This is a genomic window from Streptomyces sp. NPDC016640 (assembly GCF_043076215.1).
Lineage (GTDB): Bacteria > Actinomycetota > Actinomycetes > Streptomycetales > Streptomycetaceae > Streptomyces.
Genome location: NZ_JBIBRG010000028.1, coordinates 1 through 23,406 on the forward strand (window position 1 = coordinate 1; position 23,406 = coordinate 23,406).

General features: G+C 73.1%; 17 protein-coding genes, 1 pseudogene and 1 riboswitch. Of the genes and pseudogenes, 11 read left to right on the top strand and 7 right to left on the bottom strand.

Annotation, left to right across the window (positions count from 1 at the left end):
- Nucleotides 1-3,590: amino acid adenylation domain-containing protein (locus ACF07S_RS32980; protein ID WP_391975887.1), on the bottom strand; the 3,590-nt coding region annotated here is incomplete at its 3' end.
- A gap of 479 nt (nucleotides 3,591-4,069) precedes the next feature.
- On the opposite strand from ACF07S_RS32980, the gene ACF07S_RS32985 reads away from it, so the two are divergent.
- Entirely contained in the window at nucleotides 4,070-5,401 is a 1,332-nt protein-coding gene (locus ACF07S_RS32985; protein ID WP_391975888.1) for a protein kinase, read from the top strand.
- Between the two features lie 52 nt (nucleotides 5,402-5,453).
- Nucleotides 5,454-5,972: an RNA polymerase sigma factor gene (locus tag ACF07S_RS32990; RefSeq protein ID WP_391967280.1), complete on the top strand. Its 519-nt coding sequence runs from the start codon at nucleotides 5,454-5,456 to the stop codon at nucleotides 5,970-5,972.
- A 104-nt stretch (nucleotides 5,973-6,076) separates the two neighbouring features.
- Here the strand turns inward: ACF07S_RS32990 and ACF07S_RS32995 are convergent, their stop codons facing one another.
- Nucleotides 6,077-6,658 (bottom strand): PAS domain-containing protein, encoded by a 582-nt coding sequence (locus tag ACF07S_RS32995; RefSeq protein ID WP_391967279.1) that lies wholly within the window; start codon nucleotides 6,656-6,658, stop codon nucleotides 6,077-6,079.
- Between the two features lie 893 nt (nucleotides 6,659-7,551).
- Here ACF07S_RS32995 and ACF07S_RS33000 point away from each other — a divergent pair.
- Both ACF07S_RS33000 and ACF07S_RS33005 read left to right on the top strand, forming a co-directional pair.
- Nucleotides 7,552-8,811: a helix-turn-helix domain-containing protein gene (locus tag ACF07S_RS33000; RefSeq protein ID WP_391967278.1), complete on the top strand. Its 1,260-nt coding sequence runs from the start codon at nucleotides 7,552-7,554 to the stop codon at nucleotides 8,809-8,811.
- A gap of 119 nt (nucleotides 8,812-8,930) precedes the next feature.
- Nucleotides 8,931-9,740 carry a PhzF family phenazine biosynthesis protein gene (locus ACF07S_RS33005; protein ID WP_391967277.1) on the top strand — a complete coding sequence of 270 codons (810 nt, stop codon included), beginning with the start codon at nucleotides 8,931-8,933 and terminating at the stop codon, nucleotides 9,738-9,740.
- Between the two features lie 58 nt (nucleotides 9,741-9,798).
- Here the strand turns inward: ACF07S_RS33005 and ACF07S_RS33010 are convergent, their stop codons facing one another.
- Both ACF07S_RS33010 and ACF07S_RS33015 read right to left on the bottom strand, forming a co-directional pair.
- Nucleotides 9,799-10,599: a CPBP family intramembrane glutamic endopeptidase gene (locus tag ACF07S_RS33010; protein ID WP_391967284.1), complete on the bottom strand. Its 801-nt coding sequence runs from the start codon at nucleotides 10,597-10,599 to the stop codon at nucleotides 9,799-9,801.
- A gap of 76 nt (nucleotides 10,600-10,675) precedes the next feature.
- Entirely contained in the window at nucleotides 10,676-12,193 is a 1,518-nt protein-coding gene (locus ACF07S_RS33015; RefSeq protein WP_391967276.1) for a glutamate-cysteine ligase family protein, read from the bottom strand.
- Between the two features lie 561 nt (nucleotides 12,194-12,754).
- Here ACF07S_RS33015 and ACF07S_RS33020 point away from each other — a divergent pair.
- From ACF07S_RS33020 to ACF07S_RS33045, 6 genes are all read left to right on the top strand, one after another.
- Nucleotides 12,755-13,339, top strand: coding sequence for a hypothetical protein (locus ACF07S_RS33020; protein ID WP_391967275.1), 585 nt, complete (start codon nucleotides 12,755-12,757; stop codon nucleotides 13,337-13,339).
- Nucleotides 13,340-13,663: 324 nt separating this feature from the next.
- Complete coding sequence (locus ACF07S_RS33025; RefSeq protein WP_391967283.1) at nucleotides 13,664-13,864, top strand: DUF5999 family protein; 201 nt, start codon at nucleotides 13,664-13,666, stop codon at nucleotides 13,862-13,864.
- A gap of 253 nt (nucleotides 13,865-14,117) precedes the next feature.
- Entirely contained in the window at nucleotides 14,118-14,513 is a 396-nt protein-coding gene (locus ACF07S_RS33030; RefSeq protein WP_391967274.1) for a molybdopterin-binding protein, read from the top strand.
- Between the two features lie 173 nt (nucleotides 14,514-14,686).
- Nucleotides 14,687-15,484, top strand: a complete 798-nt coding sequence (gene modA, locus ACF07S_RS33035) for a molybdate ABC transporter substrate-binding protein (RefSeq protein ID WP_391967273.1) — start codon at nucleotides 14,687-14,689, stop codon at nucleotides 15,482-15,484.
- Nucleotides 15,481-16,308 carry a molybdate ABC transporter permease subunit gene (modB, locus tag ACF07S_RS33040; protein ID WP_391967272.1) on the top strand — a complete coding sequence of 276 codons (828 nt, stop codon included), beginning with the start codon at nucleotides 15,481-15,483 and terminating at the stop codon, nucleotides 16,306-16,308. Before modA ends, modB begins: the two co-directional genes overlap by 4 nt.
- A 4-nt stretch (nucleotides 16,309-16,312) precedes the next feature.
- Nucleotides 16,313-17,404: an ABC transporter ATP-binding protein gene (locus tag ACF07S_RS33045; protein WP_391967271.1), complete on the top strand. Its 1,092-nt coding sequence runs from the start codon at nucleotides 16,313-16,315 to the stop codon at nucleotides 17,402-17,404.
- A 65-nt stretch (nucleotides 17,405-17,469) separates the two neighbouring features.
- Here ACF07S_RS33045 and gcvP read toward each other — a convergent pair whose 3' ends face one another.
- Nucleotides 17,470-20,355, bottom strand: coding sequence for an aminomethyl-transferring glycine dehydrogenase (gcvP, locus tag ACF07S_RS33050; RefSeq protein ID WP_391975889.1), 2,886 nt, complete (start codon nucleotides 20,353-20,355; stop codon nucleotides 17,470-17,472).
- 174 nt (nucleotides 20,356-20,529) lie between these two features.
- A riboswitch (glycine riboswitch) is annotated at nucleotides 20,530-20,625 on the bottom strand.
- 114 nt (nucleotides 20,626-20,739) lie between these two features.
- Here gcvP and ACF07S_RS33055 point away from each other — a divergent pair.
- Entirely contained in the window at nucleotides 20,740-21,114 is a 375-nt protein-coding gene (locus tag ACF07S_RS33055; protein ID WP_391967269.1) for a PRC-barrel domain-containing protein, read from the top strand.
- On the opposite strand, the pseudogene ACF07S_RS33060 reads toward ACF07S_RS33055, so the two are convergent.
- A pseudogene (locus ACF07S_RS33060) lies at nucleotides 21,033-22,527 on the bottom strand (DNA polymerase IV). The gene ACF07S_RS33055 and the pseudogene ACF07S_RS33060 overlap by 82 nt on opposite strands.
- 49 nt (nucleotides 22,528-22,576) lie before the next feature.
- The gene (locus tag ACF07S_RS33065) at nucleotides 22,577-23,260 is read right to left on the bottom strand and encodes a MerR family transcriptional regulator (protein ID WP_391975890.1); all 684 of its coding nucleotides are present in this window, start codon (nucleotides 23,258-23,260) and stop codon (nucleotides 22,577-22,579) included.
- Between the last annotated feature and the right edge of the window lie 146 nt (nucleotides 23,261-23,406).

Genomic DNA, 23,406 nt, shown 5'->3' on the forward strand with positions numbered 1-23,406 from the left:
CTGTGGTGCAGGACGAGCAGCAGGGTGCGGTCCTGTCCGACTCCGAACAGGAAGGCGGCGAGGGGGCTTTCCGCGGTCAGGTCGAAGCGGTGCCGCAGGGCGGCGGTGACGTGGACGGCGGTCTCCGCGGCGGGACAGTCCACGCGGCGCAGCCGCGGGCGCAGCTCGCCGGGGGGCAGGATGCGCTGGTACGGCACGCCGTCGTGCTCGGCGAACACCGTCCGCAGGCTCTCGTGGCGGTCGGCCAGGTCGCCGAGGGCGGCGCTCAGTGCCTCGGCGTCGAGTTCGGCGGGCGCCGGGACGAGGAGCGGGATGTTGTAGGTCGCCGCTCCGTCGTCGAGCCGGTTGAGGAACCACATGCGGTCCTGGGCGAAGGACAGCGGCACCCGCTGCGGGCGTACGGCGTCGCCCAGGGCGGGGCGTGGGAGGGCGCTGCCGGTCCGCGCGGTGATCCGCCGGGCGAGGGCGGCCGGTGTCGGCGTCTCGAACAGGGCGGTGATGGGGACCTCCGCGCCGGTCTCGTGCCGCAGGCGGGCCAGCAGGCGGGTGGCGAGCAGGGAGTCGCCGCCGAGGTCGAAGAAGTTCACGTCGGTGCCGACGGTGTCCCGCGGCAGCCGCAGCACGTCCTCGAACAGACCGCACGTCAGCACCTGTTCGGGTGTGGTGGGGCGGGCGCCTGACGCGGCGGCGGCGAAGTCCGGGGCGGGCAGGGCCGCGGTGTCCAGCTTGCCGTTGGCGGTCAGCGGCAGCGCGTCGACGGTGACGCAGGCGGCCGGGACCATGTGTTCGGGCAGCCGGGCCGCGGCGTGGGCGCGCAGGTCGGCGGTGCTCGGCGGTTCCGCTCCGGCGGGGACGGTGTAGGCGACGAGTTGCTGGACGCCGTTGCCGGCGCGGCGGACCACGACGGCGGCCCGGACGATGCCGGGGTGGGCGGCGAGGACGGCCTCGATCTCGCCCGGTTCGACGCGGAAGCCGCGGATCTGCACCTGGGCGTCGGCCCGGCCGAGGTAGTCGAGCGTGCCGTCCGCGCGGCGTCGTGCCAGGTCGCCCGAGCGGTACATCCGGGTGCCGGGTGGGCCGTAGGGGTCGTCGAGGAAGCGTTCGGCGGTCAGCTCGGGCCGGTTCAGGTACCCGTCGGCGACTCCCGCGCCGGAGACGTACATCTCGCCGGTCGCGCCGGGCGGTACCGGGCGCCCGGCGGCGTCCAGCAGGTGCACGCGCAGGTCGGCGAGCGGGCGGCCGATGACGGCGGCGCGGCGCGGGTCGTCCAGGTCGGCCCGGGTGAGGCGGTGGTGGGTGACGTGGACGGTGGTCTCGGTGATGCCGTACATGTTCACCAGTGCCGGGCGGTCCAGGCCGTGCCGGTCCGCCCAGGGGCGCAGGCGCGCGGGACGCAGGGCCTCGCCGCCGAACACCACGTAGCGCAACGCGCCCGCTCCGCCGTCCCGTTCGAGGTCGGCGTCGATCAACTGCTCGAAGGCGGAGGGCGTCTGGTTGAGGACGGTGACACCCTCGCGGTGCAGCAGCTCCAGGAAGTCCCGGGGCGAGCGGCTGACGGCGTACGGCACGACGACCACCCGGCCGCCGTGCAGCAGGGCGCCCCAGATCTCCCAGACGGAGAAGTCGAAGGCGTAGGAGTGGAACAGCGTCCACACGTCGTCGGCGCCGAAGTCGAAGTGCTCCGCGGCGGCGGAGAACAGCCGGACGACGTTCGCGTGCGGGACCGGCACGCCCTTGGGACGGCCGGTGGAACCGGAGGTGTGGATGATGTAGGCGGTGTCGGACGGGTTCGTCGGTCCGTGCCGGTCGGCGTCGGTCAGGTCGGCGGCGGGCCGGCCGGCGAGGCCGGCGGCGGTCTCCGGGTCGTCCAGCACGACGACCGGGCAGGCGCTCCGGGCGGCCAGGCCGGCGTGGGCGCGCTCGGTGACGAGCACGACGGGTGCCGCGTCCTCGGTGACCAGCCGCAGCCGCTCGGCCGGGTGGCCGGGGTCCAGGGGCAGGTAGGCGGCGCCCGTCTTGAGGACGGCCAGCAGGGCGGGCAGCAGTCGCGCGCCGCGTTCCAGGGCCAGCGCCACCACCCGGCCCGGTCCGGCGCCGTGTTCGGTCAGCAGCCGGGCCAGACGGTTGGCGTCGGCGTTGAGTTCGGCGTACGTGAGCCGTTCGTCGCCGCAGGTGACGGCCGTCCGCCCGGGTACGGTCGCCGCCTGCCGCTCGAACAGCTCGGTGAGGGTGTGTCCGACCGGTCGGGTGTGGACGGGGGTGTCGCGGGGGTGCTCGCCGGGCAGCAGCACGTCCAGGTCCCGCAGCGGTGTCGTCGGCGCGGCCTCGGCCAGCCGGCGCAGCAGGGTGAGGAACCGCTCGCGGTGCAGGGCGAGTTCGTCCTCCTCGTACAGGGCCGGGTTGGCGTCGAAGGCCAGCCACAGGCCGCCGGGCCGGGCCCCGGGCCGTACGCTTATCTGGAGGTCGTCGACGGCTCCGCCGGACAGGTGGTGCCAGGTGGTGGGGTGCCCGCCGAAGACCGGGGACTCGTCGAACGGCACGATGTTCAGCACCGGCCCGTACAGCCGGCGTCCGGTGCCCAGCAGGCCGAGGTCGCGGCGCAGGAACTCGCCCCGGTACTGCTGGTGCCGGCGCAGGTCCCGCAGTTCGTCCGAGACGGTGCGCACCAGCTCCGCCACGGGCGTGTCCGGGGTGGCGGCCACGCGCAGCGGGAGGACGTCGGAGGCGGTGCCGGGGGTGCGCAGGGCGGCGCTGCCCAGCCGGCTCATCGTGGCCAGGCCGAGCACCAGGTCCTCGGCGGCGGTCATCCGGTGCAGGTAGGCGACGGTGGCGGCGGTCAGCAGGTCGGTGCGCGAGACACCGAGGCGGGCCGCGGCCGCGTCGAGGGCGGCGCTCTCCAGTTCGGCGGTGCGGCGCAGGAAGGGGGCCGTGGGGGCGGCGCTGCGGGAGGTGAGCCGGGCGGGCTCGGGCAGCCCGGCCAGGCGGCCGGTCCAGTGGGCGCGGTCGCGGGCGTACCGGTCGGAGTCGCGGTAGGCCGCCTCCTCCGTCTGGAGCCGGCTCACCGGGGCGAAGACGGTGGGCTCCGGTTCGCGGCCCTCGGCGAGCGCGTTGTAGGTCTCGGCGAGGCGCCGCCCGAGGAGCTTGTAGCTGTAGCCGTCGAGCAGGACGTGATGGGCCCTCAGCAGCCAGATGTGGCGGTCGGCGGCCAGGGTCAGCAGGGCGTGCGAGAACAGCGGGCCCTTCTCGGTGTCCACGGCGGTCGTGAGGTCCGCCCGGATCCACGCCCACGCGGCGGCCTCGGGGTCCTCCGCGTCGCGGACGTCGACCCGGTGCAGGGGCCAGTCGTCCGCGTCCGGTGCCGGGTGGCAGCGCGGTCCGTCGTCGGTGTCGACGAAGCGCAGGGCGAAGGTGTCGGCCTCGGCGACGGTACGCCGCAGCGCGTTCTCGAACCGGCCGGTGTCGAGCGGGCCGTGGACCTCGATCGCTTCTGCGGTGTTGTACGCGGCGCTGTCCGGCGCGAGCCGTTGGGCGTACCAGAGCCCTTCCTGGGCCCCGGACAGCGGTCGACGTTCGTCGTCCTGAAGAGGCATAGCACAACCCTCACGTGGCAGCCGTGGTGTCCCGGCCGGCGAAGACCGGGCCGGATCGGACGGGTGCGGTCGTCGCCCCGTGCCGCCCTCCCGTCGTCGTACGCGCCGGGCCGGATCGCGGGTGGAAAGCGGAGTCGCACGCCGGGGGCGTGGGGATCGTTCTCGCCCCACCGCCGGTTCTACGGCACATCACGGTGCGCCACCGGGACCTGAAGGGTCAAGGCCGGACCGCCCCGCGGGCGTCAATTCAGGTATTCCCTTAAGAATTCGCCGGGAGGGAGTGCGCGGGCGGCGGCGGCCTTTAGGGAAAACCCGCGAGTTCGCTTTCCGGCCCGCTCTCGGCTGGATTCGTACGGGCCGGGCGGTGCACCCTCGAAGCGCTCCGAATTCCCCGGCCCGCCGACGGCGGCATACCGGTGCGTGTCCGTGTGGGGCCGGGGAGCACGAAATGGACGACCGATCGAAAGTGGGCAGACGGCATGCACCGTGCACTGTGTCCGGTTGAGACGCTCTACGTGGGCCAGAGAAGCAGGGCCTTCCTCTCCTGCACCCTGCGCGGGCGTGTCGACGTCGAGGCGCTGTCGGCCGCGTTCGACGCCGTGACCGAGGAGAACCCGACGCTGCGGTCGTGCATCGTGCCGGACGGTGCGGGGTACGCGCTGCGCCTCCTCGGCGAGGACGAGCGGCCCCGGCTGCTCACCCGCACCGGGGACGCGGACGAGGCCTACGCCGCCGAACTGAACAGGACGCTGCCGCTCGGGGGGCCGCTGACCCGCGCCGTGCTGGTCAGCTCATCGGACGGCGAGGGCCACCTGTTCGTGCTGCTGGTGGACCACGCCGTCACGGACGGCCACAGCAGCATCGCCCTGCACAACGCGCTGTGGGACCGCTACCGGGCGCTCGCCGGCGGGGAGCGGACCGCGCCCGCCGAGTCCGCCGTCCGCGTGGAGCCGCGCTGGCCGGAGCCCGTGAGCCGGCTGCTGCCACCCGCCGACGAGGCCGACACGGCCAAGTACCTGGACGGCCGCCTCGAGGAGGTGCGACGGAACCCGGTCGAGCTCATGCCGTACGACGTGCCGCGTCCGTCCGCCGGCGGTCCGGACGGGGACGGCGCCGGCGACGGGCACATCGAGGTGTGCCGGCTGACCATGGACAAGGAGCACACCGATCTGCTGCGCCGGACGGCGCGGCAGTCGGGCGTCTCCGTGCACTCCCTGATCGCCGCGGCGATGCTGACCGCGGCCAGGCGGCGCCTGGACGGTGACGGCCCCCGCACCCTGGGCTGCCTGTCCCCCGTCGACCTGCGGTCGCGGCTGTCCCCTCCGCTGCCCGCGACGGACATGGTGCCCGCGGTCACCACCCATCTGCAGACCCTTCAGGTGTCCGGGTCCTCGGACCCGCTGGACCTGGCGCGCACCGTCCACAACCGGCTGGGCGACTTCATCGCCCGCGGCGACCAGTTCCACGAGATGCGGATCACGCCGGAGATCCCCCGGAACCCCGCGCTGCAACTGGCCACGGTGGTCGTCACCAACATGGGCGTCGTCCCCGGCCCCCGGCTGCCGGACGGGCTGCGGGCGGACGACGTCCGTCTCGCACCCGCCCGCGAGCAGTACTTCCCGCAGGCCGGACGCAGTCCCCTCCTGGCCTGCGTGGTCTCCTTCGAGGGCCGGCTCTCCATCGAGTTCCCGCACTACACGGCCTGCTTCAGCCCGTCCTTCGCCGCTGCCTTCCGCGACGACGTCCTCGACGGCCTCCTCGCCTTCGCGAGCACCGCCGCGCCCGAGCACGCCCCCGCGAACCCGACCTGAGGGCCGCCCCGGCTCACGCACACGCCCGGCTGCCGTGAGGAGTCTTCCCCGAATGACCACCGTCAGCGAACTCCCCTCCCCCCTGACCCTGCTCCCCCGAGCCCAGGCGGGCGACGAGCACGCGATGAACCGCCTGCTGACCGGCATCACCCCGTACGTCGCGCGCATCTGCCGGTCCATCACCCATGACGACGGGGCGGACGCCACGCAGGAGGCGCTGCTCGCCATCTACCGCGGTCTGGGCACGCTGCGCGAACCGGCGGCGTTCTACGGCTGGGTGCGCTCGGTGACGGTCCGTGAGGCCGTCCGCACGGCGAAGCGGTACGGCGAGGAACGCACCTGCTCCGAGGTGGAGTCGAAGCAGGAGGCGAACCCGTTGGACGCGGTGCACATCAGCGACGTGCTGGAGCGTCTGTCCCGGGCGCACCGGCAGGTGCTCACGCTGCGCGCCTACGGACTCAACGAGGAGGAGATGGCCGAGGTCCTCTCCTTGCCCGTGGGGACCGTGCGCTCCCGGCTGTTCCGTGCCCGCCGCCGGTTCCAGGAGGCGTGGCAGCCCTCGGCCGCATGACGCGGACGCGCCCGCCGTGGCGGCGGCCCGCCGAGCGGGCACGCCGAGCGGGCACGCCGAGCGGGCCGTGGCGGTGGGCACCGCCACGGCCGCCGGGACCGGGATTACTTGACGCGCTCCGGCAGGACCCGGGGCGGCCACTGCTGCGCGACGAACATTCCGAGCGTGTGCGCGCGGGCCACCAGCGCGGGACGGTTCGGCGCGTCGAACTTCCGCATCAACTGTCCGATGCGGTATTCGATTCCCTGACGGCTCCGATAGAGACGAGAGGCCAACTGCACCGTGGAATCGCCTCTTGCCACCCCCTCCAGTACCTGTGCGTCGAGGGCACTGATCACGGGGCCGTTCAATTCCGCGGCCGGGCCTTCCTTTTCCGGTCGGCCGACCTCACCTGTGGGGCGGAGAATGACGAACAGGGCGGATGTTCTGCCCGAAGGGTCTCTGACGGCGGCACCGATCAATTCCGCGGAGAACTTGCGGCCGTCGCCGTCCCGGCCCGTCACCTTTTCCGTGAAGCAGCGGCGTCGGCCCTCGCAGAGGGCGGTGAACTCCTCCCGGAGGCGGGCCGGCACGTGCGAGCGGAGGAGATCGGGAAGACCCCGTCCGCGTATCTCGGCCGCGCTCAGGCCGAACTGCCGGGCGAAGGCGGGTTCCGCGGCCGTGACGGCCAGGCTCCCGGGGGACACGTGGGCCGTGCACACGCCCCGGGGCGGGGCGCCGGGCGGCGTGCGGTGTCCGGTGAGGTACCGGCGGGCGGGGGAAGCCGGGTGTACGGCTTTCCGCTCCTTGCGGGGCGAAGCGTCGGGCGCACTTGTGATCACCACGGACGTACCGTCCTTCTTCCTGGCGTGGGGGGCTGGGAAGTACTGCTGTGCACGGCCGTTCCGACGCGTCGGCGCCGGGGTGCCGGGCGACGGCTCGGGTGCCGGTGCGCGCCATCCGGTCGGTGGCGCGGGTCAGGTGTTCGACGTCATCCGGGCGAACGCCACGGACGCCGGAATTCCGGACGGACAGGGCGGTGCGGGGGGCCGGCGCCGGATCGGCGACCGGCCGGGCAACGTTGTCAGGGCCATTCGATCTCGCTGCCGGAGGCCGGCGAGCCGCAGCCCGCCGGCTGGGGGGCGGGGGCGCCGGATCCGCGGGGCGTGAGCGCCCGGTGCGCGGCGATCGCCGCGGTGCCCGCGAACGTCGCGACGACGGGCGGCCGTACGGCCGGTCGCCGCGGCGGGCCCGATCGGACATGACGGAGCACGGATACCTCCACAGGACGGGAATGGCGGTCACGTCAGGACGGCGCCTTCGAGACTAAGGCCCGGCAATCATCGTGACAAGGCATTGCCAGGTGACCTGGGTAACTTGTCAACACCTGTGCCAACGCCCCGGCTTCAGCGTGTCGCACCCGCGGGAACGATCTTCAGAAATCACGGACACAGCCTCTGAGCTGGGGAGTTGCACGGTTCGATCGGACTTGCCGCCCCCATCGCTCACTCTTTAAGGTGTTGCCAACTTCGACCGCCCGTCCGGGCCTTCGGGGAACAGAGGGTCCGGCCGGACGCAACCAACGGACCAGAGGGGGGAGATGCTCGAGCAGCCGTACTTCGGCCGTCGGCTGAGGAAGCTCCGGCTGGAGCGAGGCATGAGTCAGGCCGGCCTCGTCGGTGAGGGCATGTCGACGGGATATCTGTCGCGGCTGGAGTCCGGTGAGCGGCCCCCCACGGAACGTGCGGTGGCCTACCTCGCGGAACGCCTGGGCGTCGACGCGTCGGCGCTGACCCGGGTGTCGGAGGGCCGGCCCCTGACCCACGTCCTGGCCGCCGTGGCGTCGGCGCCGCCCGGCACGGACGACACCACGGCCCTCAGCCGCGCGGTCGACGAGGACGCGGGGGACGACCCCGCCGTCCGGTGGCAGGCCCTGTGGCTGCTGAGCCGTGCCGCCGGCCGGAACGGCGACTACAAGCGGGAGTCCGCGCACCTGCTGGAACTCATCGAGCTGAGCGATCACATGGAGGCGACGGACCTCCGGGCCCGCTCCCGCACGCAGTACGCCCGCTGCCTGCGCACCCTGGGCGACATGCGGACGGCGGAGCCGACGGCCGGGGAGGCGGTGTCGATCGCCCGCGCCACCGGCCTGCCGGTGGCGGACACCCTGGCCGCCCTGATGGTGCTGATCAGCATCGAGACGGAGCTCGGCAGGCTGGACCAGGCCCAGCACCACGTCGACGAGCTGGAACGGGACCTGCTGCCCTCGGCCGCACCGGCGCAGGCGGCCGAGGCCCTGTGGACAGCCGCCGTGGTCAGCAACCGCCAGGGTGACCACGCCGCCGCCCAGGAGAGGCTGGAAACGGCCCTGCACCTGGTCCAGGGCAAGGACGACCTCACCCTGTGGACGCGGCTGCGGGCGGCCGCCACCGCCGCCGCACTCCAGATGTCGCCGCCCAGGGTGGCCGCGGCCGACCGCTGGCTGAGCGAGGCCGCCTCCGTCCTCGACCTCGTCGGCACGCCGCTGCAGGTGCAGGAACTGCGGGCGCTCCAGGCCCATCTGGCATTCCACAAAGGGCACTTACACGATGCCGGAATGCTCAGCAGTTCCCTGCTCTCCGAGAAGGACCTGCGCCTGTCCTACCGCGACCGGGTGAGGCTGTCGGTCCTCGACGGCCGGCTGAGGATCCTGGCCGGCCGCGTCGACGAGGGCATCGCCACTCTCCAGTGCCTCGGCCGGCAGGCGACCGAGTGCCGCAACTTCGACCTGGCGGCCCACATCTGGCAGACCCTGGCGACGGCCCTGGCCGACGTCCGCTCCCCGCAGGCGGCGCCTGCGGAACGCAACGGAACCGGCTGAGACGTGCGGCGCGAGCCGGACGCGCGCGACGACGCGTTCCCTCCCGCCGCACCCCGGCCGGTCCAGTCACCGCTCATTGGCCTTGGCCCGCGGCCCCACAGGGGCCGTACGGTCGGGCCATGCGGATTCGAATCGTCGACGCCTTCACCGACCGGCCCTTCGCCGGCAACCCCGCCGGGGTCATGCTCCTGGACGCCTTCCCGGACGACGACTGGATGCAGAACGTCGCCCTGGAGGTCAACCACGCCGAGACGGCCTTCGCCCACCCCCTCCCCGGTGGCGGCGGGGCCGACTGGGCGCTGCGCTGGTTCACCCCCGCCGTCGAGGTCGCGATGTGCGGCCACGCGACGCTGGCCACCGCGCACGTCCTGCACACCACCGGCGCGCACCGGGGCCCGGTGCGGTTCGCCACCCGCAGCGGCGTCCTCGTCGCCACCCCCGGCGAGGACGGCGCCCTCACCCTGGACTTCCCCACCGCCCCGCTCACCGCGGTCGACGTCCCCGACGGCGTCGCCGAGGCACTGGGCACCCGGCCGCTCACGGCGTTCGACACCGGCCCGGACATCGGGGACCTCCTCGTCGAGGTCGCCGACGAGCGCACCGTGCACGCCCTGCGGCCCGACCACAAGGCGCTGTCCGCCTACTCCGAGCGCGGCATCATCGCCACCGCCCGCGCCGAGAACCCGGCCCTGGGTTACGACTTCGTCTCCCGCTGCTTCTTCCCGAACGTCGGCATCGACGAGGACCCGGTCACGGGCAGCGCGCACACCGCGCTGGCCCCCTACTGGTCCGAGCGCCTCGGCCGCCCGGACCTCACCGGCCTCCAGGCCTCACCGCGCTCCGGCCGCGTCCGCACGCAGGTGCGCGGTGAGCGCACCCTGCTGAGCGGGCGGGCCGTGACGGTCGTCGAGGGCGACCTGCTGGTCTGAGCCGGGCACCACGCAGGGGGGGCGTACGGCCCGGCCGTACGCCCCCTCTCCCGTCCGCTCACGCCGTCGGCAGCCAGTCCACCTCGCCGGCCAGCAGCGCGTACCCCACGAACGCCCCCGTGTCGAGCAGCGTGTGCGCCACCACCAGCGGTCCCACGCGGCCCCAGCGCCGGTAGAGGTGGACGAACACCACGCCCATGACCATGTTCCCGATGAAGCCGCCGATGCCCTGGTAGAGGTGGTAGGAGCCGCGCAGCACCGAACTGCCGGCCAGCGCGGCACCCGGGGACCACCCCAGCTGGTCCAGCCGGCGCAGCAGATAGCCCACGACGAGGACCTCCTCGAGGACCGAGTTCTGCAGCGCCGAGAGGATCAGCACGGGGTACTTCCACCACACCTCGGGCAGCGCCTCCGGCACCACGGTGAGGTTGAAGCCGAGCGCGCGCACGGTCAGGTAGAAGGCGATGCCGCTGCTGCCGATGACCGCCGCCACCGCCGCCCCGCGACCGAGGTCGGGCCAGGGGCGGGTACGGTCGAAGCCCAGGGTGCGCAGCCCCGCGCCCTCGCGCAGCAGGAGGTGCGCGACGAGCGCCACCGGCACGAGCGCCGTGGTGATCCCGAAGAGCTGCCAGGCCAGGTCCAGCCACGGGCGGCCGGGGGCGGCCGAGGCGTTGAGCGTGGCGGCCTGGTCCTTCAGACCGCCCGGTTCGGTGACCGAGCCGACGAAACTGATCAGCGCCGACACTCCGCTCGCGCCGAGCGACAGCGCGAACACCAGCAGTGTCTCGTCGCGGAGCCCCCTTCGCGAGGGACCCCGCTCAGGACAGTCATCGGCCCCCGGGCCCGCCTCCGCCTGCACGCCTGCCTCCACATCACCGATCGTCCGATCAGTATGAGGGCAACGGCTGTGCGCCCGGACGGGGCCCGGGGCGGGGTCAGCGGGCCGGCACCGGTTCCGGCAGCCCCACCGGCCAGGTGTGCACCGGGTCGCCCTGCTTCGTCAGCTCGCGGTAGCGGCGGGTGGTGGCGGCCAGCGCGGCGTCCCGGCCGAGGCCCAGGTCCAGGGCCCGGTGGAACGTCGCCGCCTGCCAGGTCGCCCCGTTCACCCGGCGCCGGCACCGCTCCTCGATCACCCCGAGGTACAGATCGCGGTCCGCGGGCTCGATGCCCCACGCGTCGAGTCCGGCCTCGGCGAGCGGCAGCAGTTCGTCGCGTACGAGCGTGACCGCGTCGACCTCGCCGAGGCCGCCGTAGCGGCCGCGCCGGGGCCAGGTGAGACGGGCGTCGATGCCGTGCCTGCAGGCGGCGTCGAAGTTGGCGGCGGCGGCCTCGAAGGGCAGCCGGGACCACACCGGGCGGCTGTCCTCGGCGAGCGCGCGGACCACGCCGTAGTAGAAGGCGGCGTTGGCGACGACGTCGGTGACGGTGGGGCCGGCGGGCAGCACACGGTTCTCCACGCGCAGGTGCGGGACCCCGTCGGCGACGCCGTACACGGGGCGGTTCCAGCGGTAGATCGTGCCGTTGTGCAGGACGAGTTCGGCGAGGGAGGGGGTGCCGCCGCCGTCCAGCACCTCGAGCGGGTCCTCGTCGTCGCAGATGGGCAGCAGGGCCGGGTAGTAGCGCAGGTTCTCCTCGAACAGGTCGAACGCCGAGGTCACCCAGCGCTCCCCGAACCAGGTGCGCGGCCGCACCCCCTGGGCCTGGAGCTCGGGCGGGCGGGTGTCGGTGGACTGCTGGAACAGCGGCGGCCGGGACTCGCTCCACAGTTCGCGGCCGAACAGGAAGGGCGAGTTGGCGCCCACGGCGATCTGGGCGGCGGCGACGGCCTGGGCCGCGTTCCACACACCGGCGAAGCGCTCCGGGGTGACCTGGAGGTGCAGCTGCACCGAGGTGCAGGCGGCCTCCGGCGCGATGGACTTCGACGTGCAGCTGAGGCGCTCCACGCCGTCGATGTCGAGGGTGAAGTCCTCACCGCGCGCGGCCACGATCTGGTCGTTGAGCAGTGCGTAGCGGTCGACGTCGGAAAGGTTCGAGGAGACCAGGTCGTCCCGGTCCAGCGTCGGCAGGATGCCGATCATCACGATGCCCGCGTCCACCTCACCGGCTTTCCGGTCGGCGTAGGCGAGCGAGGTGCGCAGTTCCTCGTCGAGCCGGTCGAATACCCGCCCGCCCAATCGGTGCGGGGGGATGTTCACTTCCAGATTGAACATGGCGAGTTCCGTTTGGAAGTCCCGGCTGGCGATCCGTTCGAGGACTTGTGCATTCAACATTTTCGGCATGCCGTCGGCACCCGCGAGATTCAATTCGATCTCCAGCCCCATGAGGTTCCTGGGGCGGTCGAACCGCTTCTCCGTCAGGAGTCGCTCCAAGCCCGCCAGGCACCTGCGGAGCTTCTCGCGGTAGTGCTGACGATCGGACAGGTCGAACTGACCCGCCGCGACCTTCTCCCCCATCGAAGCGTCCTTCCTGGCTGGGCGGACCGAAGATCGTCCGCCGGAGTTCCGATCCACAGGGGAGGATGCCCCGCGGATGCGATCGATAACGTCCCGGACGGGCCCGGCGACCGCTACTCTGGTCGAAGGTGACCACTGGCACATTCACGAGGCATGGCGTAGAACGCGCCGGGGCGGGCCGGCTGTGAACTCGTGAAAAACGCCGACGGGAATGGGCCGACCACTTCACGGACATTTCCCGAGGTCACCGCCGTGCGCCCGTCCTGAAATCGGGATGATTTTCGCGTTTCACCGGCCAGAAGTACCCTTGTTCCGCCGGTTGAAAACAGCTAGACGAAACACATCCCGAACACGGGTCGTATAAACTTTGCGCACAAGGCAGAAGGCTGGCGCCCACGGTCGAGCGATCCAGCCGCGAGGTGGCGTGCGGCTGTCCTCACCCCCACCTCCGCGCTCAGACCCTTGGCCCCTGCCTCTCTGTCCTTCGCGAGCTGACAGCGCCGTCCGCCCCGCTACGCCCCGCCCTCGCGACACCTGCCTTCGAATGAGAGGCGACCCACCATGCCGCTGCATGTCCCGCCGGCTCCCGCGCCCGCACTGCGTTCCGTCCTGACCGCGCTCTCCTCACCGACCGCGGTCCGCGAAGCCCGAACTCCCTCCCTGCTCGGCGCCCAGGGACCCGCGTCACCCGAGCTGCCCCTGCCCGTGCACGTCCTGGACCGGATCACCGCCGATGCCGGGACCGCGACGCGGCTGGCCGGGTGGCGTTTCCTGATCCGCGCCGGCGACCGTGCGCTGGCCGCCGCGGACACCGTGCTCACCGCCGACGGCTGGGCCTTCTCCCGCTTCTTCGAGGGGCCTTACATCACCTCCACCGAACTCGCGCTGCGCCAGGCCGAGGCCATGGCCCAGCCCTACCAGCCCCGGCTGCTGTCGGTGCCGGGGCTCTACATGCTCGCCCTCTGGCTGCACGCCGATCCCACCGCGGACGGCGCCACCGGCCACCCGGCCCCCACCGATCTGCTCGTCCCGCTCGCCCCGGCGCCGCCCGGCATCGCGGCCCACCGCCCGCACCGGGTCGCCGAGCTGCTCCCGCTCCTGACCCACCGGGTGACACCGGCCCGCCTGCTCGGCTCCCCCGCCTGACGATCCGGCACCGAGTGCCCCGCCGTCCGGATTCCGGGCGGCGGGGCAGTCGTGCACCCGTCCGCTCCGACCGGACTAGCCCCATCCGGCCACACCGAACCACCCAAAGGGACAGTGCAGTTGAGATGAACCGCCCGCGCGGGTGACGCGTCTTGAACCTGTGGGGAGCGGTGCCGCGAAATCCCTGCGGATCGGTGTCCGTGGGGCAACACTGGTTTCCGACCGACTTATCACAACGGGGGGGCGGTCATGAACGAAGCTTCACGCCGCGGAACTGACACGACAGCCGACTCACAGGTCACCACCGAGCGAGAGATCCCGCCCATGTGCCAGCACCAGCCACCGTGCCCCTCAGCCGACTCCGCCGACCGGGAATCCGCCCGTCTCGTGGCGCCCCACCCGGAACAGGGCTGGAGCCTGCTGTGCAACGGTGTCGTGTTCTTCGAGGACACCGGTGAGCTCCTGCCCGACGGCAGGGTCATCGCACCGCAGCGTCCCCGGAGCGCCAGCCTGACCACCGCCTGAGCACGACCGGGCGGGGCAGGGGCCGCCCGGCGACCACAGGGGCCGGACCGCTGGACCTCCTGCGAACCGGCCCCCCACGCGTCCCGCCGCCTCCCCGTCCCGTGCCGTCCTGCTCGGCCCGGTCCTCGAGGCCCCCGGCAGTCCTCGGGGGACGGAGATCCTCCACGCCGGTCGCCCGGCGGCTCCGGACCGGCGCGCCCCCGCCGCGATGCCCTCGGCGCCCCGGCCCGCGGCGCGCCCTATCGTGACCGGCATGCAGTCCTACACGATCGGCCAGGCAGCGAGGCTGCTCGGAGTGAGCCCGGACACCGCCCGACGCTGGGCGGACGCGGGCCGTATCACCACCCACCGCGACGACGGCGGACGGCGGCTCGTCGACGGGCGGGACCTCGCCGCGTTCTCCGTCGAACTGGCCAGGGCGGGCGCCGCCGAGGAGGACGCCCCGTACACCTCCGCGCGCAACGCGTTCCCCGGCATCGTCACCGCCATCAAGCTGGGCGACGTCGCCGCCCAGGTCGAGATCCAGGCCGGCCCGCACCGCCTGGTCTCCCTGCTCACCCGGGAGGCCGTGGAGGAACTGGGCCTGGAGGTCGGCGTGGAGGCCACCGCCCGGGTGAAGTCGACGAACGTCCATATCGACCGCATCTGACCGCATCTGACCGCAGCGGCACGCTCGCGGAAACGCACACGCGCACTTCCTCGCCCCTTTCCCTCGCTTGTGCGGCATGCGCAAGGGCTTCAGGCTGGCACGTGCGTCGGTATGATCGGCGTATCGGAAGGTTCCTGCCGGCCCTTCCCCGGCCGCAGAGGGAGTGCGACGAGATGACCCGTTCCGCGCACCGGACCCGTCGGTCCCTCGGCGCCGGGGCCCTCGCCGTGCTGGCGCTGAGCGCCTGCTCCGCGTCCGGCTCCGGCTCCTCCCCGGGGGCCGCCGGGGAAGGCCCCTCCGGCACGGTCACCGTCTTCGCGGCTGCCTCGCTGAAGGAGAGCTTCACGAGGCTGGGCGAGCGGTTCGAGAAGCAACACCCGGGGACCGAGGTCACCTTCAGCTTCGGCGGCAGCGACACGCTGGCCGCCGGCATCGCCAACGGCGCCCCGGCCGACGTCTTCGCGGCGGCCGGCACGAAGCCGATGGAACTCGTCACGGACGAGGGGCTCACGGCGGACCGCCCCGGCACCTTCGTGCGCAACCGGCTGGAGATCGCCACCGCTCCGGGCAACCCGCACGGGATCGGCTCCCTGGAGGACCTGACCGCGCCCGGACTGAAGGTCGTGCTGTGCGCCAGGCCGGTGCCCTGCGGAGCGGCCGCGCGGACGGCCCTCACGGCCGGCGGCGTCGACCTGACGCCCGCCTCGTACGAGCAGGACGTCAAGAGCGCGCTGACGAAGGTCGCGCTGAAGGAGGCGGACGCCGCCGTCGTGTACCGCACGGATGTGAAGGCGGCCGGTGACAAGGTGGAGGGCGTGGAATTCCCCGAGTCCGCCCAGGCCGTCAACGACTATCCGATCGCCCGGCTCGAGAACGCCCCGAACCCGTCGGCCGCGAAGGCGTTCGTGGCGCTGGTGAACTCGCCGGAGGGCCGGAGGGTCCTGGGCGCGGCCGGATTCCTGAGGCCGTGACCACGGGCCGGGCAGCCCCCCGGACGGCGCGCCCCCGCACCCCGGGGGGCGGCATCCCCCTCGTCCTCCTCGCACCGGCCCTCCTGGGCCTGGCGTTCCTCCTCGTCCCGCTCCTCGCGCTGCTCGTCCGTGCTCCCTGGCGCGGCCTGCCCGATCAGCTGTCCAGCCCCGGGGTGTGGGAGGCGCTGCGCCTGTCGCTGTTCTGCGCCACCGCGGCGACCGTGCTGAGCCTCGTCGTGGGCGTCCCGCTGGCCTGGCTGCTGGCCCGCACCGACTTCCCCGGCCGCAGCCTGGTCCGTTCCCTGGTGACGCTCCCCCTGGTCCTGCCCCCGGTGGTGGGCGGCGTCGCCCTGCTGCTCGCCCTGGGCCGCAACGGCGTCGTCGGCCGGTGGCTGGACGCGTGGTTCGGCGTCACCCTGCCGTTCACCACCGCGGGCGTCGTCCTCGCCGAGACGTTCGTGGCGATGCCGTTCCTCGTCATCAGCGTCGAGGGCACGCTGCGGGCCGCCGACCCGCGCTACGAGGAAGCGGCCACCACGCTGGGCGCCTCCCGCTTCACCGCGTTCCGCCGGGTCACGCTGCCGCTGATCGCCCCCGGCATCGCGGCCGGTGCCGTACTGGCCTGGGCCCGGGCGCTCGGGGAGTTCGGCGCGACGATCACCTTCGCCGGCAACTTCCCCGGCCGTACCCAGACCATGCCGCTCGCGGTCTATCTCGCGCTGCAGAACGACCCGGCCGCCGCGATCGCCCTCAGCCTGGTCCTCCTGGCGGTGTCCATCGCCGTGCTGGCCGGGCTGCGGGACCGCTGGATGAGGACCGCCTGACACCATGACCAGGACCATGCGCGACGATCCCGAACCGAAGCCGGACCGGACCGGCGCCGAGGGCCTGGACGCGCGGCTCGTGGTGGACCGCGGTGCGTTCCGCCTGGACATCGCGCTGACCGCGGCGCCCGGCGAGGTCGTCGCCCTGCTGGGTCCGAACGGCGCCGGCAAGACCACCGCCCTGCGCGCCCTCGCCGGCCTCGCTCCCCTCACCGCCGGTCATCTGGTGCTGGACGGCGCCGAGCTGCACCGCACGCCGCCCGAGTCCCGCCCGGTGGGCGTCGTCTTCCAGGACTACCTGCTCTTCCCGCACCTGACCGCCCTCGACAACGTGGCCTTCGGACCGCGCTGCCGGGGCGCCGGCAAGGCCCGGGCACGGGCCCGGGCCGCCGAGTGGCTGGACCGCATGGGTCTGGCCGAGCACGCGGCGGCCAAGCCCGGGCACCTGTCCGGGGGGCAGGCCCAACGGGTGGCGCTCGCCCGCGCCCTGGCCATCCGTCCCCGGCTGCTGCTCCTGGACGAGCCGCTCGCGGCGCTGGACGCCCGCACCCGGCTGGAGGTGCGCGCCCGGCTCCGCCGCCATCTGGCCGCCTTCGAGGCCGTCGCCGTCCTGGTCACCCACGATGCGCTGGACGCCATGGTGCTGGCCGACCGCCTGGTGGTCGTGGAGCACGGCCGGATCGTGCAGGAGGGCACCCCCTCCGACATCGCCCGCCACCCGCGCACCGAGTACGTCGCCCGGCTGGTCGGTCTCAACCTGTACCGCGGGCGGGCCGACGGCCACACGGTGCGGCTGGACGCGGGTCCCGCCGTCAGCACCACCGAGGACCTCTGCGGCCCCGTCTTCGTGGCGTTCCCGCCCGATGCCGTGACCCTGTACCGCGACCGGCCGACCGGCTCCAGCGCCCGCAACCTCTGGCAGTGCGCGGTCACCGGCCTCGAGACCCACGGGGACCGGATCCGCGCGGAGCTCACCGGGGAGATGCCGCTGGCCGCCGACCTCACCACGGTCGCCGCGGCCGAGCTGGATCTGCGTCCGGGCGCGCCGGTCTGGGCGGCGGTCAAGGCGGCCCAGACCCACGCGTACCCGGCCTGAGACGGGCGGAGGGCCCCGCCCGGCCTATGGGGGCCGGAGCGGAGCCCTCGTGGTCCCGCGGTCCGTCAGTCCTCGTACGCGTCCAGCGGCGGGCAGGAGCAGACCAGGTTCCGGTCGCCGAAGGCCTGGTCGATGCGGCGCACCGGCGGCCAGTACTTGTCGGCGGCGTTCACCCCGGCCGGGAACACGGCCTCGGCGCGACCGTACGCGTGCTGCCACTCCCCTCCGAGCATGGCGGCGGTGTGCGGGGCGCCCCGCAGCGGGTTGTCCTCCGCCGGCCACTCGCCGGAGCCGACCTTCTCGATCTCCGTCCGGATCGCGATCATCGCGTCGCAGAACCGGTCGATCTCGGTCAGGTCCTCGGACTCGGTGGGCTCGATCATCAGCGTGCCGGCCACCGGGAACGACATCGTCGGCGCGTGGAAGCCGTAGTCGATCAGCCGCTTGGCCACGTCGTCGACGCTGACACCGGTCGCCTTGGTCAGCGGGCGCAGGTCGATGATGCACTCGTGCGCGACGAGGCCGCCGGGGCCCGTGTAGAGCACCGGGTAGTGCGGCTCGAGGCGCTTGGCGATGTAGTTGGCGCTGAGCACCGCCACCTGCGTGGCCCGCTTGAGGCCCTCCCCGCCCATGAGACGGACGTACGCCCACGAGATCGGCAGGATGCCCGCCGAACCCCACGGCGCCGCCGAGACGGGCCCGACGCCCGTCTCCGGACCGGCCTCGGGCTGCAGCGGGTGGTTGGGCAGGTACGGGGCGAGGTGGGCCCGCACGCCGACCGGGCCGACACCGGGGCCGCCGCCGCCGTGCGGGATGCAGAAGGTCTTGTGCAGGTTCAGGTGCGAGACGTCGCCGCCGAAGTGGCCCGGCTTGGCCAGCCCCACCAGCGCGTTGAGGTTGGCGCCGTCGACGTACACCTGGCCGCCGGCCTCGTGCACCTCCGCGCAGATGTCGGCGACGTGCTCCTCGAACACGCCGTGCGTCGACGGGTAGGTGATCATCAGCACGGACAGCTCGTCGCGGTACTGCGCGATCTTCGCCCGCAGGTCCGCGACGTCGATCTCGCCGTCGTCGGACGTCTTGACGACCACGACCTTCATGCCGGCCATCACGGCGCTCGCGGCGTTGGTGCCGTGCGCGGAGGACGGGATCAGGCAGACGGTGCGCCGCTCGTCGCCGTTGGCCCGGTGGTAGCCGCGTACGGCGAGCAGGCCGGCCAGCTCGCCCTGGGAGCCGGCGTTGGGCTGGAGGGAGACCTTGTCGTAGCCGGTGACCTCGGCGAGCCGCTCCTCCAGCTCACGGATGAGCGTGAGGTAGCCGCGCGCCTGGTCGGCGGGCGCGAAGGGGTGCAGCTGCCCGAACTCGGGCCAGGTGACCGGCTCCATCTCGGTGGTCGCGTTGAGCTTCATGGTGCAGGAGCCCAGCGGGATCATGCCGCGGTCCAGCGCGTAGTCGCGGTCGGCGAGACGGCGCAGGTAGCGCAGCATCGCCGTCTCGGAGCGGTGCTGCCGGAAGACGGGGTGCGTCAGGTACTCGTCGTTGCGCAGCAGGCTGTCCGGCAGCGTGTCCCGCGCGGCCGCGTCCAGGGCCTCGACGTCGCCCTCGGTGCCGAAGGCGCTCCACACGGCGGTCAGCCGGTCCCTGGTGGTGGTCTCGTCACAGGCGATCGAGACGTGGTCGGCGTCGACGAGGCGCAGGTTGACGCCGTTGTCACGGGCGGCGGCGACGACCTCGGCCGCCCGCCCCGGGACCCGCACGGTCAGTGTGTCGAAGTAGGAGCCGTGCACGATCTCGGCTCCGCCGGCCCGCAGCCCCTCGGCGAGGACCGTGGCGTACCGGTGGGTGCGGCGCGCGATGAGCCGCAGTCCCTGGGGGCCGTGGTAGACCGCGTACATCCCCGCCATGACGGCGAGCAGCACCTGGGCGGTGCAGATGTTGCTGGTGGCCTTCTCGCGGCGGATGTGCTGCTCGCGCGTCTGCAGGGCGAGCCGGTAGGCCTTGTTCCCCTCGGCGTCGACGGAGACGCCGACGAGCCGTCCGGGCAGGCTGCGCGCCATCTTCTCCCGCACGGCCATGTAGCCGGCGTGCGGCCCGCCGAAGCCCATCGGCACGCCGAAGCGCTGGGTGGTGCCGACCGCGATGTCCGCGCCCAGCTCGCCGGGGGACTTCAGCAGCGTGAGGGCGAGCAGATCGGCGGCGACGGTGACGAGCGCGCCGAGCTCGTGCGCCTGGTCGATCACGGACTTGATGTCGCGTACGGCACCGGAGGCGCCGGGGTACTGGATCAGTACGCCGTTGATCTCACGCTCGGCGATCCCCGCCGGGATGCCCTCGCTCAGGTCGGCGACGACGACCTCGACGCCGGTCGGCTCGGCGCGGGTCTCGATCACGGCGACGGTCTGCGGCAGGGCGTCCGCGTCGACCAGGAACAAGCCCTTCTTGTTCCTGCCCATGCGCCGCATCAGCGCCATCGCCTCGGCGGCGGCGGTGCCCTCGTCGAGCAGGGAGGCACCGGAGGTCGGCAGGCCGGTGAGCTCGGCGACCACGGTCTGGAAGTTCAGCAGCGCCTCGAGCCGCCCCTGCGAGATCTCCGGCTGGTACGGCGTGTAGGCCGTGTACCAGGCGGGGTTCTCCATGACGTTGCGCAGGATCACGGGCGGGGTGAAGGTGCCGTAGTACCCGAGCCCGATCATGGAGCCGAGCACCTCGTTGCGGTCGGCCAGCGACCGCAGCTCGGCGAGCACCTCGGCCTCGCTCCGCGCGCCCGGCAGGTCCAGCGCGTCGGCGTTCTTGATCACATCCGGCACCGCGGCGGCCGTCAGTTCGTCGAGCGAGCCGTAGCCGACCTGCGCGAGCATCTTGGCCCGCGCCTCGTGGTCGGGGCCGATGTGGCGCTGCTCGAAGGGCATGGCCTGTTCGAGCTCGGAGAGCGGAGTGCGAGGGGCGGTCATTGCGGAGGCCTCCTGGTCTGACGACCTTCGAGGGGCACCACGGCGCGGGTGCCCGGACGGCCTCCCCCTCTGTCATCTCGACCTGAGAGCTTCACCGGACCACCCGGGGGCGTCCGGCTTTCACCGTCGGTGAGAGCGGAAGCCGTCGACACCCGCCCTGCTTTCCAGAGTGACCTCGTCCGTGCGGTACGTGTGCCTGAGAGATTCCGGGGAGGATTTGCTCCTTCGGCGCCTCCGATGGTGTCTGGAGGACTCTCCCGCACGGGATCAGCAGCCGTTTGCCAGCGTACCAGCGAGCACAACACCGGGGCCTTCGAGTGGCCGCACAGCCGATTGTGCCGTTTTGTGGTGGTTACGGAGGAGTGCGCGACGAATGGAGGACCCGTGCAGACCGACATCGACCCACGCCATCTGATCGGCCGCAAGGCGTTCGACCTCAGGGGAACGCGGATCGGCACGATCGACGAGGTCTACCTCGACGACGCCACCGGAGTGCCGGAGTGGGCGGCGATACGCACCGGGCTGTTCAGCAGGGACGCCTTCGTGCCCCTGGAGCCCAGCGAACTGGTCGACGGCGCCCTCCACGTCCCCTTCGAACGCGCCGTCATCAAGGACGCCCCCGACTTCGGCGTGGGCCGCCACCTCTCCCCCGAACAGGAACTCCAGCTCTACCACCACTACGGTCTGGACGTCGCCGCGCCTCCCCCGCTCCCGGACCACACCTTCGGCAAGCTCGCGGGCAGGGACGAACCGGCCTGACCGCCCGCCGGAGACCCTCGCCGTTCACGACCTCTCCGACGGCACCCCGCCGGCCTTCACGCCCCCGCCCTCCTGGGCGGTGTGCGGCACCAGCGGGAGCGGTTCCGCCGGCTCCAGTTCCGGGTCGTCGACCCGGAAGGTCCTCACCCGGCCCGGAGACGAGCCGGGCGTCTCGAAGCGCACCGTGACCCGGCCCAGCCCGCTGCCCTGCACCCACCCGTGCCCGTGCGCGGTGTGCCGTACGTCGTGCCCCGCCGGCCATCGCCGCTCGGCGGGTGCCCGCTGCTCGGCCGCGGGCGCGGCCTCGGGCTCCTCACCGGGAGGGCCGTCCTCGCGCACCCCGGCCGCCTGCGCGAACAGGTCCTCCTGCGTGTAGTCGGCCAGTCCGCTGACCCCCACCCCCAGCAGCCGCACCCCGCCCGTCGTGTCCACCGAGTCCAGCAGCCGCGCCGCGGCCTCCCGCACCACCGCCGTGTCGTCCGTGGGCCCCCGCAGCGTCTCCGACCGGGTGAGGGTCGAGAAGTCGTACCGCCGCACCTTGAGCACGATGGTCCGCCCCGACAGTCCGGCCCCCCGCAGTCTGTGCACGCACCGGTCCGCGAGCCGCCGCACCTCCGTGCCGACCCGCGCCCGGTCGTGGATGTCCACGTCGTACGTGTCCTCGACCGACACCGACTTCGTCTCCCGCTCCGCCACCACGGGGCGCTCGTCCCGCGCCAGCGCCATCGCGTACAGCCCGTGCCCGTGCGCCTTGCCCAGCAGTCGTACGAGCTCGTCCTCCCCGGCCTCGGCGAGCTCGTCGACCGTGTGGATCCCGGCCCTTCTGAGGTGGTCTCCGGTGGCCGGTCCGACGCCCGGCAGCGTCCGGACGGACAGCGGACCCAGCAGCGCCCGCTCCGTGCCCGGCTCGATCAGCACCATCCCGTCCGGCTTCGCCCGCTCCGACGCGATCTTCGCCAGCATCTTGGAGGCAGCGAGCCCCACCGACCCGGTGAGGCCGGTGACCTCCCGGATGTCCGCGCGCAGCTTCGCCCCGGCCAGACGCGCCGACCGCTCGTCCCGGGCCGTGCCGCCCGCCTCCAGGTCGACGAACGCCTCGTCGAGACTGAGCGGCTCCACGAGGGGTGACAGGGCCCGCAGCAGCGCCATCACCTGCTCGCTGATCGACCGGTAGAGAGCGAACCGCGGCACCAGATACGCGGCGTTCGGCGCGAGCCGCCGGGCCTGCGCCATGGGCATCGCCGAGTGGACGCCGAAGACGCGGGCCTCGTACGAGGCGGTGGCGACCACACCGCGCGGCCCGAGCCCGCCCACGACGACGGCCTTCCCGCGCAGGCTCGGCTTGGACGCCTGCTCCACCGAGGCGAAGAAGGCATCCATGTCGAGATGCAGGATCGTGGGCGCGGATCTCACATCCTCGATGCTGCCCTACGCCACTGACAACGCCGTCCTCGGCACCGTCCTAGACGGCCTTGTTCCGCCGCCGCGCCAGCTCGTCCATCGGGTTGTGGCCGACCAGGGTCTCCCCGGTGTCGACGCGCTCGCCGTGCAGCTGGGACAGCGCGCTCTCGACGTCCCGCCACACCACGCCCACGGCGATCCCGAAGATGCCCTGCCCGCCCTGGAGCAGGGCGTGCACCTCGTCGGGCGAGGTGCACTCGTAGACCGTGGCGCCGTCGCTCATCAGCGTCATGCGCTCCAGGTCGCCGAAGTCGCTCTCCCGCAGATGCCGTACCGCGGTGCGGATGTTCTGCAGGGACACTCCCGTGTCGAGGAACCGCTTGACGATCTTCAGCACGACGACGTCGCGAAAGCTGTAGAGCCGCTGCGTCCCCGACCCGTGGGCCGGCCGCACGCTCGGCTCGACCAGCCCCGTGCGGGCCCAGTAGTCGAGCTGCCGGTAAGTGATACCGGCGGCGGCACAGGCCGTGGGCCCCCGGTAGCCGATCTGCTCGGACGCCATGGACGCCGCCCCTCCACCGCCCGGCACGGCCGTCGGTCGCTGCGGGGCGTGATCGACGGCGCCGCCGTGCGCGGGATGTCCTCCGTTCGAGCGGAGGGGAGAACTCTGGGAGGGATACGGCCCGCTCACCCCGACACCGTGGCCCGGGACACCCCCAGCCGTACCGTCGCCGCTGCTTCTCACGCCGACCTCCGTCCTTGACCTGCCTCCTCGACGGTAGGCAGTCACCAAGGGTGCGTCAACGATCGCCACACTCGGCACGCCGAGTGATAATCACCCTAAGAGTGGTTTCCCGTACCCCACCGCGGGGAAAGGCTAGCCGAATGCCT